Annotated in this window: 14 protein-coding genes and 3 tRNA genes; 9 read left to right on the top strand and 8 right to left on the bottom strand. The window is 73.7% G+C overall.

The annotated features are described in order from the left end of the window. Positions 1-8: 8 nt before the first annotated feature. Positions 9-635 (top strand): MerR family transcriptional regulator, encoded by a 627-nt coding sequence (locus DMP15_RS27530; protein ID WP_073577891.1) that lies wholly within the window; start codon positions 9-11, stop codon positions 633-635. On the opposite strand, the gene DMP15_RS27535 is transcribed toward DMP15_RS27530, so the two are convergent. After that, positions 617-1,558 carry an endonuclease/exonuclease/phosphatase family protein gene (locus DMP15_RS27535; protein WP_167379116.1) on the bottom strand — a complete coding sequence of 314 codons (942 nt, stop codon included), beginning with the start codon at positions 1,556-1,558 and terminating at the stop codon, positions 617-619. The two genes, DMP15_RS27530 and DMP15_RS27535, sit on opposite strands and share 19 nt — an antisense overlap. Positions 1,559-1,646: 88 nt before the next feature. Between DMP15_RS27535 and DMP15_RS27540 the strand changes: the two genes are divergently transcribed. Continuing rightward, positions 1,647-2,186, top strand: coding sequence for a hypothetical protein (locus DMP15_RS27540; protein ID WP_337826656.1), 540 nt, complete (start codon positions 1,647-1,649; stop codon positions 2,184-2,186). On the opposite strand, the gene DMP15_RS27545 is transcribed toward DMP15_RS27540, so the two are convergent. The 6 genes from DMP15_RS27545 to DMP15_RS27570 all read right to left on the bottom strand — a co-directional run bounded on the left by DMP15_RS27545 (position 2,170) and on the right by DMP15_RS27570 (position 5,314). Then, positions 2,170-3,114 (bottom strand): MBL fold metallo-hydrolase, encoded by a 945-nt coding sequence (locus DMP15_RS27545; protein WP_073577894.1) that lies wholly within the window; start codon positions 3,112-3,114, stop codon positions 2,170-2,172. The two genes, DMP15_RS27540 and DMP15_RS27545, sit on opposite strands and share 17 nt — an antisense overlap. Before the next feature lie 83 nt (positions 3,115-3,197). Next, positions 3,198-3,271, bottom strand: a tRNA-Phe gene (locus DMP15_RS27550). 36 nt (positions 3,272-3,307) lie between these two features. Continuing rightward, positions 3,308-3,381 (bottom strand) — tRNA-Asp (locus tag DMP15_RS27555). Between the two features lie 40 nt (positions 3,382-3,421). Further along, positions 3,422-3,494, bottom strand: a tRNA-Glu gene (locus DMP15_RS27560). 120 nt (positions 3,495-3,614) lie between these two features. After that, the gene (locus tag DMP15_RS27565; protein WP_062399816.1) at positions 3,615-3,833 is read right to left on the bottom strand and encodes a hypothetical protein; all 219 of its coding nucleotides are present in this window, start codon (positions 3,831-3,833) and stop codon (positions 3,615-3,617) included. Positions 3,834-4,018: 185 nt separating this feature from the next. Beyond that, entirely contained in the window at positions 4,019-5,314 is a 1,296-nt protein-coding gene (locus DMP15_RS27570) for a GDSL-type esterase/lipase family protein (protein WP_073577895.1), read from the bottom strand. 256 nt (positions 5,315-5,570) lie between these two features. On the opposite strand from DMP15_RS27570, the gene DMP15_RS27575 reads away from it, so the two are divergent. The 7 genes from DMP15_RS27575 (at position 5,571) to DMP15_RS27605 (ending at position 12,962) form a co-directional block, all read left to right on the top strand. Next, complete coding sequence (locus DMP15_RS27575) at positions 5,571-7,460, top strand: propionyl-CoA synthetase (protein ID WP_337826657.1); 1,890 nt, start codon at positions 5,571-5,573, stop codon at positions 7,458-7,460. A 148-nt stretch (positions 7,461-7,608) separates the two neighbouring features. Continuing rightward, the gene (locus tag DMP15_RS27580) at positions 7,609-7,866 is read left to right on the top strand and encodes a hypothetical protein (protein ID WP_073577897.1); all 258 of its coding nucleotides are present in this window, start codon (positions 7,609-7,611) and stop codon (positions 7,864-7,866) included. 95 nt (positions 7,867-7,961) lie between these two features. Next, a complete protein-coding gene (locus DMP15_RS27585; protein ID WP_062399810.1) occupies positions 7,962-8,153 on the top strand; it encodes a ferredoxin in 192 nt (63 codons plus the stop codon). 110 nt (positions 8,154-8,263) lie between these two features. After that, positions 8,264-9,889: an acyl--CoA ligase family protein gene (locus DMP15_RS27590; protein WP_073577898.1), complete on the top strand. Its 1,626-nt coding sequence runs from the start codon at positions 8,264-8,266 to the stop codon at positions 9,887-9,889. A 25-nt stretch (positions 9,890-9,914) separates the two neighbouring features. Further along, positions 9,915-11,132, top strand: a complete 1,218-nt coding sequence (locus DMP15_RS27595) for an MFS transporter (protein WP_304580207.1) — start codon at positions 9,915-9,917, stop codon at positions 11,130-11,132. 43 nt (positions 11,133-11,175) lie between these two features. Further along, the gene (locus DMP15_RS27600) at positions 11,176-12,147 is read left to right on the top strand and encodes an ATP-binding cassette domain-containing protein (RefSeq protein WP_073577899.1); all 972 of its coding nucleotides are present in this window, start codon (positions 11,176-11,178) and stop codon (positions 12,145-12,147) included. Continuing rightward, positions 12,144-12,962: an ABC transporter permease gene (locus DMP15_RS27605; RefSeq protein WP_374203828.1), complete on the top strand. Its 819-nt coding sequence runs from the start codon at positions 12,144-12,146 to the stop codon at positions 12,960-12,962. The genes DMP15_RS27600 and DMP15_RS27605 overlap by 4 nt, the downstream gene beginning before the upstream one ends. 320 nt (positions 12,963-13,282) lie before the next feature. On the opposite strand, the gene DMP15_RS27610 is transcribed toward DMP15_RS27605, so the two are convergent. Continuing rightward, positions 13,283-14,419 (bottom strand): DUF4190 domain-containing protein, encoded by a 1,137-nt coding sequence (locus DMP15_RS27610; RefSeq protein ID WP_073577900.1) that lies wholly within the window; start codon positions 14,417-14,419, stop codon positions 13,283-13,285. Positions 14,420-14,502: the final 83 nt, after the last annotated feature.

Consider the following 14,502-nt stretch of genomic DNA (forward strand, 5'->3'; position numbering starts at 1 on the left):
TCTCCGATGTGCGAGTCTCGGATCTGTCCCGGTCGTCCGGTGTCCCCGTCGCGACGATCAAGTACTACCTGCGCGAGGGCCTGCTGCCCCGCGGCGAGACGACGTCACCGAACCAGGCCCGCTACGACGACGCGCACATCCGACGGCTGCGCCTGATCCGGGCGCTCGTCGAGGTCGGCGGGCTGCCGATCGCGACCGTCCGCGAGGTGCTGTCGGCCGTCGACGACCCCGCGGTCGGCCTGCACGACATGCTCGGCCGGACGGTCTACGCGATCACCGGCGACGTCGGCGCGTCCGGCTCGCTCGACGAGGCGGAGGCCGACCTGGCCGGAGCCATGGCCCACGTGGGCTGGCAGGTCGAGAAGGACGCGCCCGCGCTGGCCGGGGCCCGGTCGGTGCTGGCCCGGATGCACGAGCTGGGCTGGGGCCCCGGCGAGGAGACCCTGCGGGCGTGGGCCGAGGCCGCCGACCGCGCCGCGGAGGGCGACCTGGCCGCGATCGGACGGACCACCGACCGCGAGGAAGCCGCGGAGACCGCATTGGTCGGCACCGTCCTCGGCGACGCCCTGCTCGCGGCCCTGCGCCGGATCGCCCAGGAGAGCCGCTCCGCGCAGCGCTACCGCGCCGGACCCTGAGTCCCGGGCAGCCGCACCGTCACCAGCACCGCGCGGTGGTCGCTGCCCGGGGTCTCGAGGACGACGTGGCGGCGGGTCACCGACCCGCGGGGCACGAGCACGTGGTCGATGCGGATCCCGGCCCAGCGCGGCAGCGACGACGGGAAGGTCCCCACGAGCCCCCGCCCGGTGCCGTCGGTGGCGTCGACGCAGTCGCCGGACGCGTCGCGCAGCCGCCGGTGGTCGACGACGGCGTTGAGGTCCCCGGCCACGACCGGCGCCGGTCGGGTGCGGGTCCACTCCCCGATCAGCGCGAGCTCACCGGTCCACAGCTCGGTCCACCGCGGGTTCGTCGGGGCGGAGGTGTGCACCGCGTACAGCGTCCGGGCACCGAGCAGCCCACCGGTGACCTCCAGGTACGGCAGCCGCATCCCCTGCCCGGGCCGGACGTCGACCTCCCCGGCCCGCGGCGCGACCAGTACTACCGTGCCGCGCTGGTCCGGGACGCCGGGCGGGACCGAGGACCAGCCGCGGTAGCCGCCGAGCAGGGGCAGGAGCCGGTCGAGGTAGGCGACGCCCGCCTCGGGCAGCACGACGACGTCCGGCCGCTCCCGGGTCACCGTCGCGGCGAGCGCGCCGGTGTCGGCCCGCCCCAGCAGCACGTTCGCGACGAGCACGGTCAGCTCGGGCCCGTCCGGCAGCGGGCCGTCCGGGCGCGGCAGCACCCGTCGCAGCGCGGGAGCGGCGGCCGCGGCGCCGGCCAGGCCCACCGCCGTCGCGGTGCGGCGCAGCCCGGTGAGCCGCAGGAGACCCGCGACCCCCAGTCCTGCGACGCCGAGGTGCGGACGCAGTGCGGTCAGGCCGACCAGGGCGGAGCGCCGGTCGGTCCGCCACCGCCGCGGCAACACGGTGACGGCGGTACGCAGGGCTCGGTCGACGATCACGGACACGGGTGGACAACGGACGCGGGCCGCGCACGGTTCCACGGGAGCTATATGGACAGCTTAGCTATCCGATAGTTACAGTATCCACATGCGGACATCCTCGCGTGGCACCGTCCGTCTCGACTTCGCCCGCACGGTCGCGATCCGCGCCGGGGCGGTGCTCGCGCTGGCCGGGATGGCGCTCGGCTTCCTGATGACGTCACCGACTAAGGACCAGCTCGCCGACCTCCGCGGGATCGCCGGGGCGCACACCGTCGGCGTCCCCGACGGCGGCCCGGGCCTGCCGCTGATCGGGTGGAGCACGCTGGGCGGTGACCTGCGCGTCCCGCACTTCGTCGGGATGTACGCGCTGCAGCTGCTGCCACTGCTGCTGATCGTGTTCGAGCTGGCCGCAGGGCGGGTGGCCCGGCCGGCCGACCCACGGGTGCGTCGCGACCTGATGACGACGGCCGCCGACGGCTACACCGGCCTGCTCGCCCTGCTGACCTGGCAGGCCCTGCGCGGACAGCCGCTCGTCGCCCCGGACGCGCTCACCGTCGCCGCGGCCGGGGCGCTGACGGTCCTGGTGGTGGCCGGTGCCGTCGTCGCGCTGCGGGAGCGGCGACCGGTGCTCACGCCAGGCAGGTGAGCGGGCGCCCGCCGTTGTACTCGACCATCTCGGCGAGCGCGGCGATGGTGTCGATCGGGGCGCCGCGCTCGGCGCCGTCGAGCTCGGCGTAGGCGCGGTGCAGGTTCCCGACGATGCGCTCGACGTCCGGCCAGTCGCCGAACCGGCCGAGGTCGGTGTCGCGGGCGGCCTCCAGCGGGCGGACACCGGCGTCGCGGGCGCGCTCGGCCAGGTCGAGGACGAACCGCAGGTAGTCGATCGTGTCCCGGACCGGCCCGTCGCCCTGGAACACCGGCCCGTGGCCGGGCACCGTCGTCGCGACCCCGAGCGGGAGCACCACCTGCTCCAGGACGTCGATCGCGCCGGTCACCGAGCCCATCAGCAGGAACGGCGTGCCGCCGTGGAAGACCAGGTCCCCGCAGTAGAGGACCGACCGGTCGGGTACGTGCACGAGGACGTCGTTGGTGGTGTGGGCGGGCGTCCCGACGTGGAGGACGTCGGCCCTCAGGTCCCCCAGGTGCAGCGCGACGCGGTCGGTGAAGGTGAGGAACGGCGGGTCCAGCGGGAGCGAGCCCCAGTCGCCGTGGTCCCAGAACGGCAGGTCCCGGGGCGGGCCGAAGGCGATCATCTCCGCGCGTGCCCGCTCGTGTGCGACGACCGTCGCGCCGGAGAACAGGGCGTTGCCCCACGTGTGGTCGCCGTGGTGGTGGGTGTTGACCAGCGTGCGGACCGGCCGGTCGGTGACCTCGCCGATCGCGGCCGCGAAGGCCCGGGTCCGGCGCTCGGTGGAGCAGGAGTCGACGGCGACGGCCCCCTGCGGCCCGACGAGCAGGCCCGCGTTGTTGATCCACCAGGTGCCGTCCGGCTGGACGTAGGCGAAGAGCCCGTCGGAGATCTCCTCCAGCCGGGGCGGGCCGGGGACGGTGATGTCGTGCGGGTGGGAGCTCATCGGCCGATCGTGACCGAACCGACCCCGAAACGCACGAGAGCCGGTCGGTGGCTACCGACCGGCTCTGCGGGGGATCAGGACTGTGGCCAGGGGCGGGGTCGAACCGCCGACCTTCCGCTTTTCAGGCGGACGCTCGTACCAACTGAGCTACCTGGCCCCGGCCTCCGGTGAACCGGAGATCCAGAGAGTGGAGCGACCCAGACGGGACTCGAACCCGCGACCTTCGCCGTGACAGGGCGACGCGCTAACCAACTGCGCCACTGGGCCTTGCTCTCGCGAAACGCATCGTATCCGATGTGTCTCGCGGTACCCCCAACGGGATTCGAACCCGCGCTGCCGCCTTGAAAGGGCGGAGTCCTAGGCCGCTAGACGATGGGGGCTGGGACCAGGCCCGAGGGCCTCGACCTTCCCTCAACGGCTGTCCGTTGGGAGTGAGTAAACCTTACGACACCGCTCCGAGGGGCCCTGCAACCACCCCCCGTTTCCGGCGTCGCCGCAGGTCAGCGAGCCACGGGTGGCGGCTGTTCCGGGTTGCCGGAGATCAGCCCCAGCATGTCGAGCAGCTCCCGCAGATCCTCGGAGTCGTCCGAGTTCCGGGCGACGACGAGCCGGGCGCGCTGCACCTGGTCGTCGGAGACCTTGAAGGCGTCGGCCGCGTTCCGCGGCGCCGGAATGGAACTGGTGTCGTCGTCGATGCCGCGCTTCGCGCCGATGGTCACGAGGCCTCCCCGTAGGCCGCCAGGACCTGCTCCGGGCCCGTCCGTGGGACGCGCCGCGTGCCGGTGTCCGTCGGTACCGCCACGTGCTGTGGCCGTGACCAAGACGTTACCCATCGTGCGGGGACCCCGCACGCCCCTTCCCGGGTGACGGCCGATCACCCAGCGCTGTGCGGGACGGGTGCGGCTCAGCGATCCGGCGAGACCCGGCAGGGGCTGCCGGACAGCTCCCCGACCGGCACGGATGCCGCCAGCGCCCGGTACCCGGCGGGCGACGGGTGGAGCCCGTCGCCGGAGTCCAGATCCGGACGGAGCCGGTGCGGGTCACCCGGGTCGCCCAGTGCGGCGGCCGCGTCGATCACCCCGTCGGCCCAGCGACGACCGTCCGAACGGAGCCAGCCGTTCACCTCGTCCCGGGCCGCGACGGCCGTCGGGGTGGCGCGGCCGCCGCTGGCCGACGGCGGGATGGTGGTGAGGAACACGCGCAGCCCCGCGGCGCGGGCCCGCTGGGCGAAGCCCTGCAGCCCGGCGACGAGGTCACCGGCGGCCGCGCCGGCGGCGAGGTCGTTGGTGCCGACGAGCAGCACCACGTCGCGCACGCCGGGAACGGCGGCCACGTCGTCGTCCCAGCGGGTCGACGGCGCGTCACCGCCGGCCGGCGGATCGTCCTGCAGCAGCTGGTTGCGCGACAGTCCCGCGTTCAGCACGGTCATCGGCCGGTCGCCGCCCGCCGCGGACAGCCGGGCGGCGAGCTGATCGGGGAAGCGGTCGTCGCCGCCGGGGGTGGAGCCCACGCCGTCGACGAGGGAGTCCCCGATCACGAGGACGGCGCCGTCCGGGCGGGCCGCCAGGACCTCCAGACCGGTCAGCACCGGCCAGGACTGCAGGGTCGTGTCGAAGCCCGCCGCGTCCGGGGCCGCGGTGCGGTCCCCCGGCCCGGACAGCCACGCGGTGCGCATCGCGACCGGGTGCGAGCCGATCGTGCGCGGCACCTCGGCCAGGAACAGGCTCACCGTCAGCGGCGCGCCCACCGCGGCGGCGACCGGTGCGGGATCGGTCAGCGTCTCGGCACCCGCCGGGATGTCGGCCACGGGGGCCCCGCCGACGGTCAGCGGGACCGGCCGGGTCACCGCGGCGCCCGGGCCGGTGGTGCCGACGGTCATCGCCGCGATCCGCAGCGGCCCGTCGCCGTGCCGGTTGGACAGCCGCAACCGCAGCTCCTCCCCCGCCGCGCCGGGCCGCACCACCATCCGCAGTGTCCGGCCGGCGAGGCTGTCGCCGGGGACGGCCTGCTGCGCGGCGTGCCAGGCGGCCGTCCAGCCGGGGGTGCACGTCGTCGCCGCGGCCGCCGCCGGGACGACCGACGGGACCGGGGCACAGCCCGCGGCCACGAGCCCGGCGAGCAGCGTCCCGAGCACCGCCGCACCGGCGACACCCCGCCTGCCACGCCACCGGACCGCACCGTCGTCGGGCCGCACCGGCACCGCCTCTCGTCCGTGGGCCCGCCCGCGGATCGGACGGGTCCCCCACGCGCTGTGTCGGGCCGTCACCCGATCACGTTACGGATCCGCCCGGTCACACTGCGACGATCGGCACATCGTCGTCGACGAACGGCCCGTCCCTCCGGAGCGGTCCGCCCACGGGAGGGCTGCGCACTGTCGGTGTCACCTCCTAGGGTCGTCGGCGACACGAGGGGCGGCCACCGTGGGCCGCCGGGATCGCCAGGGGAAGAGGACGACGGTGACCACCTACGAGGAGATCTTCCGTTCCAGTGTGGACGACCGTGAGGGCTTCTGGCTCCGCGCGGCCGACGGGATCGACTGGGACGTCGCCCCGACCCGCGCGCTCGACGAGTCGAGCCCGCCGTTCTACCGCTGGTTCCCCGACGGCGAGCTGAACGTCGCGTACAACGCGCTCGACCGGCACGTCGACGCCGGGAACGGCGACCGCACGGCCCTGGTGTACGACTCGCCGGTCACCGGCTCGCGGCGCTCCTACACCTATGCGGAGCTGCGCGACGAGGTCGCGCTGTTCGCGGGCGTGCTGCGCGACCAGGGCGTCGGCCACGGCGACCGGGTCGTCGTCTACATGCCGATGGTCCCCGAGGCCGCGATCGCGATGCTCGCCTGCGCCCGCCTCGGCGCCGTCCACTCGGTGGTCTTCGGCGGGTTCGCCGCCAAGGAGCTCGCCGTCCGGATCGACGACGCCGGGCCCACGGTCGTCGTCTCGGCGTCCTGCGGCATCGAGGGCACGCGCGTCATCGAGTACAAGCCGCTGCTCGACCGGGCGATCGAGCTGTCGGACCGCAAGCCCACGTCCACGGTGATCCTGCAGCGCGAGCAGGCCACCGCGCAGCTGGGCCCGACCGACGTCGACTGGGCCGAGGCCGTCGCCCACGCCACGCCCGCCGACCCGGTCCCGGTGAAGGCCACCGACCCGCTCTACGTGCTCTACACCTCCGGCACCACCGGCAAGCCGAAGGGTGTGGTGCGCGACTCGGGCGGTTACGCCGTCGCCCTGGCCTGGTCGATGCCCAACATCTACGACGTCGGCCCCGGCGAGACGATCTTCACCGCGTCCGACGTCGGCTGGGTCGTCGGCCACTCCTACATCGTCTACGCGCCGCTGCTGGCCGGAGCGACGACCGTGCTCTACGAGGGCAAGCCCGTCGGCACGCCGGACGCCGGGCAGTTCTGGCGGGTCGTCCAGGAGAACGGGGTGAAGTCGGTCTTCACCGCGCCCACGGCGTTCCGGGCGATCAAGAAGGAGGACCCGGAGGGCACGTTCCTCGGGCAGTACGACGTGTCCTCCCTGAAGTACCTCTTCCTCGCCGGCGAGCGCCTCGACCCCGAGACCCACCGCTGGGCCTCGGCTTTGCTCGGCATCCCCGTCATCGACCACTGGTGGCAGACCGAGACCGGCTGGCCGATCGCGGCCAACCCGGCGGGCATCGAGCTGCTGGAGGTCAAGCCCGGCTCACCGACCCGTGCCATGCCCGGCTGGGACGTCCAGGTCCTCGACGAGCGGGGCCACCCGGCCGAGCCCGGTGTCGACGGCGCGATCGTGGCGAAGCTGCCGCTGCCGCCCGGTGCGTTCCCGACGCTGTGGAACGACGACGAGCGCTACGTCAGCTCCTACATGTCGGCGTTCGAGGGCTACTACCTCACCGGCGACGGCGGGCACCTCGACGCCGACGGCTACGTCTTCGTCATGGGCCGCACCGACGACGTCATCAACGTCGCGGGCCACCGTCTGTCCACCGGCGGGATGGAGGAGGTCCTGGCCTCGCACCCGGACGTCGCGGAGTGCGCGGTGATCGGCGTCGCGGACACCATGAAGGGGCAGGTCCCGCGCGGGTTCGTGGTGCTGAAGGCCGGTGTCGACAGCAACGCCGAGGGCTACGAGGACGGGCTGCGCGCCGAGCTCGTGCAGATGGTGCGCGACCAGATCGGCGCGGTCGCCTCCCTCAAGGACGTCGCAATCGTCCCGGCCCTGCCCAAGACCCGTTCCGGCAAGATCCTCCGTAAGACGATGCGCGGGATCGCCGACGGCGCCGAGGAGCCGGTGCCCTCCACCATCGACGACGCGTCGGTGCTGGACACGCTGCGTCCGGTTCTGCGCAGGGAATGAGCACCCTCCATCGGGTGGTCCGGATGCGCCCCGCTTGACCCGGATCACCCGATGGCGGTAACGGCGGACGGCCGCGACCCGATGGTGGGTCGACGGCCGCTGCCGCTCCCCGGCATCCCCCGCGCGGTCGTCGACGTGGAGGTGTGCCGTGGACCCGGCGCGACTGCGACTCGCGGCACTGGCCGCCCCGGTGGCGCTCGGCGCCCTGCTCGGCGTGGCCGCGATGCTCGAACCCGACGAGGCACGCCTGCCCTCGGTCGGCAGCATCCCGGTGACCACCCGGGCGACGACCGCGCTCCTCACCGGGGTGCCGCACACCACCCCGCCGCCGGCGCCCGCGCAGGCCCGCGCGAACCTCGCGCCGCAGCCGTTGCCGACCGCCGCCCAGACCCGCGACAGCCGCTGACCTGCGGCCTTCCCGAACGGGAAAGGGAAGCATAACCGCAGGTCAGGGAGCCCTCAGTCCTGCGGCATCGTCCCGGCCGGGGCACCATGGGTGCCATGAAGGTCATCGTGGATTTCGACCGCTGCGAGAGCAACGCGGTCTGCATGGGTGTCGCGCCGGAGGTCTTCGAGGTGCGCGACGACGACTACCTCTACATCCTCGACGAGAACCCGGCCGAGTCGCTGCGGCCGAAGGTCGAGGAGGCGGCACGGAGCTGCCCCAAGGCCGCCATCACGATCGAGGGCTGAGCCCCGGCGGCCGGGGAGGCGCCGGGAGCTCGGCCGGCGCGGGTTGCCGGGTACTCCTCGCGGCGAGCAGGATCGCGGCGACGAGTGCACCGCCTGCGAAGGAGCCGACCGTGACACAGGGCGCGACGACCGACGTCTGGACCACCCCGCTCACCCCGCTGGCCTTCCTGGGCCGCTCGGCCGAGGTGTTCGCGGAGTCCACGGCGATCGTCTACGGCGACCGCAGGCACACCTACGCCGAGTTCGCGGCGGAGGCGACCCGGGTGGCGAACGCCCTCGCCGCGTCGGGCGTCGAGCCCGGTGACCGGGTCGCCTACCTGCTGCCGAACGTCCCGGAGATGCTCGTCGCGCACTTCGCGGTGCCGCTCGCGGGCGCGGTCCTGGTCGCGATCAACACCCGGCTGTCGACCGAGGAGGTCCGCTACATCCTGGACCACTCGGCGGCCACGGTGCTGGTCGTCGACGCCGTCCTGTACGAGACGGTCCGCCCGGTCGCCGACGAGCTGGCCACGGTCCGCGAGATCGTCACCGTCGTCGACCCGGCGGCGCCCGGCGACGGCGTCGGCTCCGGGACGAGCTACGCCGACCTGCTCGCCCGCGGCTCCGATGCCCCGCTGCCCTGGACCGTCGACGACGAGCGCGGCACCATCACGATCAACTACACCTCGGGGACGACCGGCAACCCGAAGGGCGTCGAGTACCACCACCGGGGTGCCTACCTGAACTCCTTCGGCGAGATCGTCCACTCCGGGCACACCGCGGACAGCGTCTACCTGTGGACGCTGCCGATGTTCCACTGCAACGGCTGGTGCACCCCGTGGGCCGTGACCGCGATCGGCGGCACCCACGTCTGCCTGCGCGAGGTCCGCGGCGACCGGATCTGGCAGCTGATAGGCGAGCACGGCGTCACCCATCTCAACGGCGCCCCGACCGTCGTCACGACGATCATGAACGCGCCCGAGGCCGTCACCCTGGACTACCGGCTGACGATCACGACGGCCGGCGCGCCGCCGTCGCCGACGACCATCCTGCAGATGGAGCGGATGGGGTTCCGCATCGTGCACGTGTACGGCCTCACCGAGACCTACGGGCCGTATGCGGTGAACCAGTACCAGCACGCCTGGGACGACCTCGACGGCGAGGAACGCGCCCGGCTCCAGGCCCGCCAGGGGGTCGGCATGGTGTGCGCGGACCGGGTCCGGGTGGTCGACGAGCAGATGGCCGACGTCCCCCGCGACGGCGCCACGATGGGCGAGATCGTGATGCGCGGCAACAACGTCATGAAGGGCTACCACCGCGACGAGGAGAAGACCGCCGAGGCGTTCCGCGGCGGCTGGTTCCACTCCGGCGACCTGGGCGTCGTACACCCCGACGGCTACGTCGAGCTGCGCGACCGCGCGAAGGACGTGGTCATCTCCGGCGGCGAGAACATCTCCACCGTCGAGGTCGAGCAGGCGATCGTCTCGCACGACGCGGTGCTGGAGGCCGCCGTCGTCGGGGTGCCGGACGAGAAGTGGGGCGAGGTCTGCAAGGCCTTCGCCGTGCTCAAGCCGGGCCGCTCCGCCGAGCCGCAGGAGCTGATCGACCACGTGAAGACGAGGATCGCCCGGTACAAGGCGCCCAAGTACGTCGAGCTGGTCGACGAGCTGCCCAAGACCTCCACCGGCAAGGTCCAGAAGTTCGAGCTGCGCGAGAAGGAGTGGGCCGGCCGCGGGGACTCACGCATCCAGGGTTGACGCATATCGGTTAGCGTTGCTGAACGTGAGCATCGCAACCGAATCGGGCACGACGGACACCACCGCGCCGTCCGCCTTCCGCGTCGCGACCGGCGCGGTGGTCGTGACGACGGCGTCGGTGCTCCCGGTGTTCCTCACCGGTGCCCTGTCGGTGCAGCTCTCGCGCGACCTGGCCTTCGACCCGTCCGGGCTGGGGCTGGTCGTCGCGCTGTACTTCGGGGTCAGCGCGCTGTGCTCGCTGCCGGTCGGCATGGTCGTCGAGCGGGTCGGATCACGGGTGACCAGCCGGATCGCCGTGGTCGGGGCGTCGGTGCTGATGGCGGCCCTGGCGCTGGGCGCGCGGTCCTACGTCGCGCTCGTCGTCCTGCTGCTCTGCGGCGCCTGGTGCAACGTGATGGGCCAGCTGTCGTCGAACCTGACGCTCGCGCGCTCGGTGCCCGCGCACCGGATGGGGCTGTCGTTCGGGGTGAAGCAGGCCGCGATCCCGGCGGCGACGCTGCTCGCCGGGCTGGCCGTCCCCGCGGTGGCGCTGACCGTGGGCTGGCGCTGGGCGTACGGGATCGGCGCGCTGCTGGCGCTGGGCGCACTGTTTGCGTGCCCGCGCACCGACGCCCGCCCGGCGGGTCGCACGGGGTCCGGCGACCGGGCGACGGCCGCGCTCGCGGTGATCGGCGCGGCCTCCGGGCTCGCGGCCGGGACCGCGACCGCGCTCGGCATCTTCCTGGTCGCCTCGGCGGTGGACCGCGGGATCGACCCCGGTCTGGCCGGGCTGATGCTGACCCTCGGCAGCGTGGTGGGGCTGTCGGTGCGGATGCTGCACGGATGGCTCGCGGACATGCGCTCGGGCGGCCACGTCGCCGTCGTCGCGGCGAGTCTCGCCGCGGGCGCCGGCGGGTTCGGGCTGCTCGCCGTGCCCGGGACGCCCGCGCTGGTCGTCGGGGTGGTGCTGGCGTTCGGGCTGGGCTGGGCGTGGCCGGGTCTGCTGCAGTTCGCCGTGGTGCGGCTCAACCCGTCCGCCCCGGCAGCGGCGACGTCGATCGTGCAGGTCGGTGTCTACGCCGGTGGTTTCGCCGGACCGATCGTCTTCGGTTCGCTCGCCACCCACGCGGGCTTCCCGACCGCGTGGACGGTCAACGCCGTCGTGATGCTGGTGTCGGCGGCGTTGATGCTGGTCGGGCGCCGGATGCTGCTCGCCCACGCGCGCCGCCGGGCCGAATCAGGACGCAGGCTGTCAGGGTCGTAGGGCACAGTGGCCCCCGCTCGCACCTTCCGAGGGGGACAACACGATGCCGGACGCGATCCGCGCCACGGGACTGGTCAAGACCTACGGGTCGCTGCGGGCACTCGACGGGGTCGACCTGTCGGTGCCGGAAGGGACGGTGCTCGGCCTGCTGGGACCGAACGGTGCCGGGAAGACCACGGTCGTCCGGGTGCTGACCACACTGCTGACACCGGACGCGGGAGAGGCCACCGTGGCCGGCGTGGACGTGCTGGCCGACCCCGCCGCTGTGCGCAGCCGGATCGGCCTGTCCGGGCAGTACGCGGCGGTCGACGAGTACCTGACCGGGTTCGAGAACCTGGAGATGGTCGGGCGGCTCTACCACCTGGGGCGCCGCCGGGCCCGGGACCGGGCCCGTGAGCTGCTGGCCGACTTCGGCCTGACCGACGCCGCGGACCGTCCGGCCCGGACCTACTCCGGCGGGATGCGCCGGCGGCTCGACCTGGCCGGGGCGCTCGTCGCCGACCCGCCGGTGCTGCTGCTCGACGAGCCGACCACCGGGCTGGACCCGCGCAGCCGCAACGATCTGTGGGACGTGATCCGCGGGCTCGTGGCGCGCGGGACGACGCTGCTGCTCACCACCCAGTACCTGGAGGAGGCCGACGCGCTGGCCGACGAGATCGTGGTCATCGATCACGGCCGGGTCATCGCCCGCGGCACCGCGGACGAGCTCAAGTCGCAGGTCGGCGGGGAGCGCCTGGAGGTCACGACCAGCCTGGCCGACGACCTGGAGCCCACCGCCGCGCTGCTCGCACCGCTCGGCGTGGGTGAGGCCGTGCTGGACCGGCACCGCCGCTCCCTGACGATGCCGGTCAGCGGCGGGGTCGAGGTGCTGCGCGCCGCGCTGGACCGGCTCGCCGAGGCCGGCACCAAGGTCGACGACGCGGGGCTGCGCCGCCCGACGCTCGACGACGTCTTCCTCACCCTGACCGGGCGCCCCGCCGACGAGGCGGACCAGGCCGAGGAGCCGACCCCGTGAACGCCGCCGCCACCATGCTCGCCGACGCCTCCGTCGTCGCGAAGCGCAATCTGATCAAGATCAAGCGGGTCCCGGACCTGCTGGTCTTCACCACCCTGTCCCCGATCATGTTCGTGCTGCTGTTCGCCTACGTCTTCGGCGGCGCGATCGACCCGACCGGCGGCGGGGCCGGGTACCGCGAGTTCCTGATGGCCGGGATCTTCGCCCAGACCGTCATCTTCGGGGCCACGAACACCGGCGCCGGGCTCGCCGAGGACGTCAAGAAGGGCATCATCGAGCGATTCCGCTCGCTGCCGATGTCGTCGTCGGCGGTGCTGACCGGCCGGACCCTGTCCGACGTGGTGAACAACCTGATCGTGCTGGTCGTGATGTCGCTGACCGGGCTGCTGGTCGGCTGGCGCATCCACACCTCGGTCGGCGAGGCGCTCGCCGGGTTCGCGGTGCTGATCGTGTTCGCCTACGCGTTCTCCTGGGTGATGGCGTTCGTCGGGCTGCTGGTGCCGAGCCCGGAGGTCGTGAACAACGCGTCGTTCATCGTGATCTTCCCGGTGACGTTCCTGGCGAACACCTTCGTGCCGCTGAACTCGCTGCCCGGCCCGCTTCGGGTGTTCGCCGAGTGGAATCCGGTCTCGGCGGTCACGGCAGCCGCACGGACCCTGTTCGGCAACGACGGCGCGATCCCGGCCTCGGCGTCCGCCTCGGACGCCTGGCCGTTGCAGCACCCGGTGCTCTACGTGCTGATCTGGTCGGTCGTGATCGTCGCGGTGTTCGCGCCGCTGGCGAGCCGGCAGTACCGGCGGGCCGCGAGCCGCTGACCCCGCTGCCACCGACCCCACTACGGCCCCCCTGCGGCGGATCGGTTCCGCCGCGGAGGGGGCCGTCGTGATCGTCGCCGGGCTGGTGCTGTAGTTGTCGGACCCGTCGAAGCGGCGGCCGGCGTCGATCCAGCTGGGGCCGCCGCTGCTGGGCGTGCCGGCTCTCGCGGCGGGGCCGGCGGCCTGACCCCGGACGTGGGGAGGCCCTCCCCGGTGTCCCCGGGGAGGGCCTCGTCGTTCGTCGGGACGCTCGTCGTGCGTGACCACTCCAGCGACTGCGGGGGCGCGTCGCTGTCGGGCGTCCCGGCGTCCGTCCGGGGTCAGCCGACCTGGTTGAGCCAGGCTCCGCGGCCGTTGGAGAAGTCCATCGGGTCGTAGAGCAGGACGTACTGCCCGGTCGCGCCGCTCGGCCGGTCGAAGCAGACGCTGCCGGTCGTGGTGCCGCCGGGCGCCAGCCGGCCGGCGGAGAGCAGCGAGTCGGAACCGAGCAACGTGGTCATCAGCGCCGCGCCGTTCGGGTCCTGGAGCTTCCAGTCGAAGCCCCCGTTGAAGGACTCCGTACCGGATCCGGTGTTGGTGTAGGTGACGTCCGAGCACAGGGTCTGCCCGATGGTCGAGTCGCCCGGTTTCAGCGGGGTGGCCGCGATCTGCAGGTTCCCGACGGTCAGCGTCTCACCTGCATCGGTGACCACGTCGTCGGCGGTCGCACCCGGGAAGGCACCCGACGCGTCGCCGGAGGCTGCCGACCCGGCCGCGGCCGGAGTCGCCGTCGAGGGGGTCGTCGGCAGACCCGACACCGCGGCGGCGAACACCGACGCGTAGAGGACGCAGACCACGAGCCCGATCGCCGAGAGTACGGTGCCCGCGATCGCGACCCCGCGGTTGTCCGCCCGGCCCCTGCTCGCCCGGACGACACCGAGCACACCGAACAGCAGGCCCAGCAGTACCAGCGGCCAGGCGATCATCCCGATGATCGGGATGAAGGAGAACAGCAGGCCCAGGATCCCGAGCACCAGCGCGGTGACGCCGAACCCGTTGCGCGGGGCGACAGCGGGGACGGCCGGGGCCGCGGTGCGCTGCTGCGGGACACCGCCGCGCCGGGCCGCACTCGGCCACGGCTGGGCGCCGGTGGCGGCCGGGGCCTGCTGCTGCGGGCTGCGGGCCTGCTGCGGGACCCCGCCCGGGTTGGTGCGGCCGAAGGGCGGCCCGCCGAAGGGGACCTCGGGGTGGCCGTCGTAGTAGGGGTTCGGGTTGCCGCCGGAGTGCTGCGGCCGGGGCTGGTGGTGCGGCGCCCAGCCCTGCGGCGCGGCACCGCGCGGGTCCTGCGCGTACTGCTGCTGGTGGCGTCCGGGGCCCTGGGGCCCCCGGTACTGCTGCGGGACACGGTGCGGGCCGGACTGCTGCTGCGGCGGGCCGGAGAGGTCCGGGGCGCCGTGGCGGTTCTGCGGAGTGGTCACGCCACGGCTGTCGCGGCGACGGCGGCCCGCGTATCAGCCGGCCCGCCCTTATCAACAAATGTGAGGACAGGTCCGTTCAGCCG

The organism is Pseudonocardia sp. UM4_GMWB1 (assembly GCF_017312155.1).
GTDB classification, from domain to species: Bacteria; Actinomycetota; Actinomycetes; order Mycobacteriales; family Pseudonocardiaceae; genus Pseudonocardia; species Pseudonocardia alni.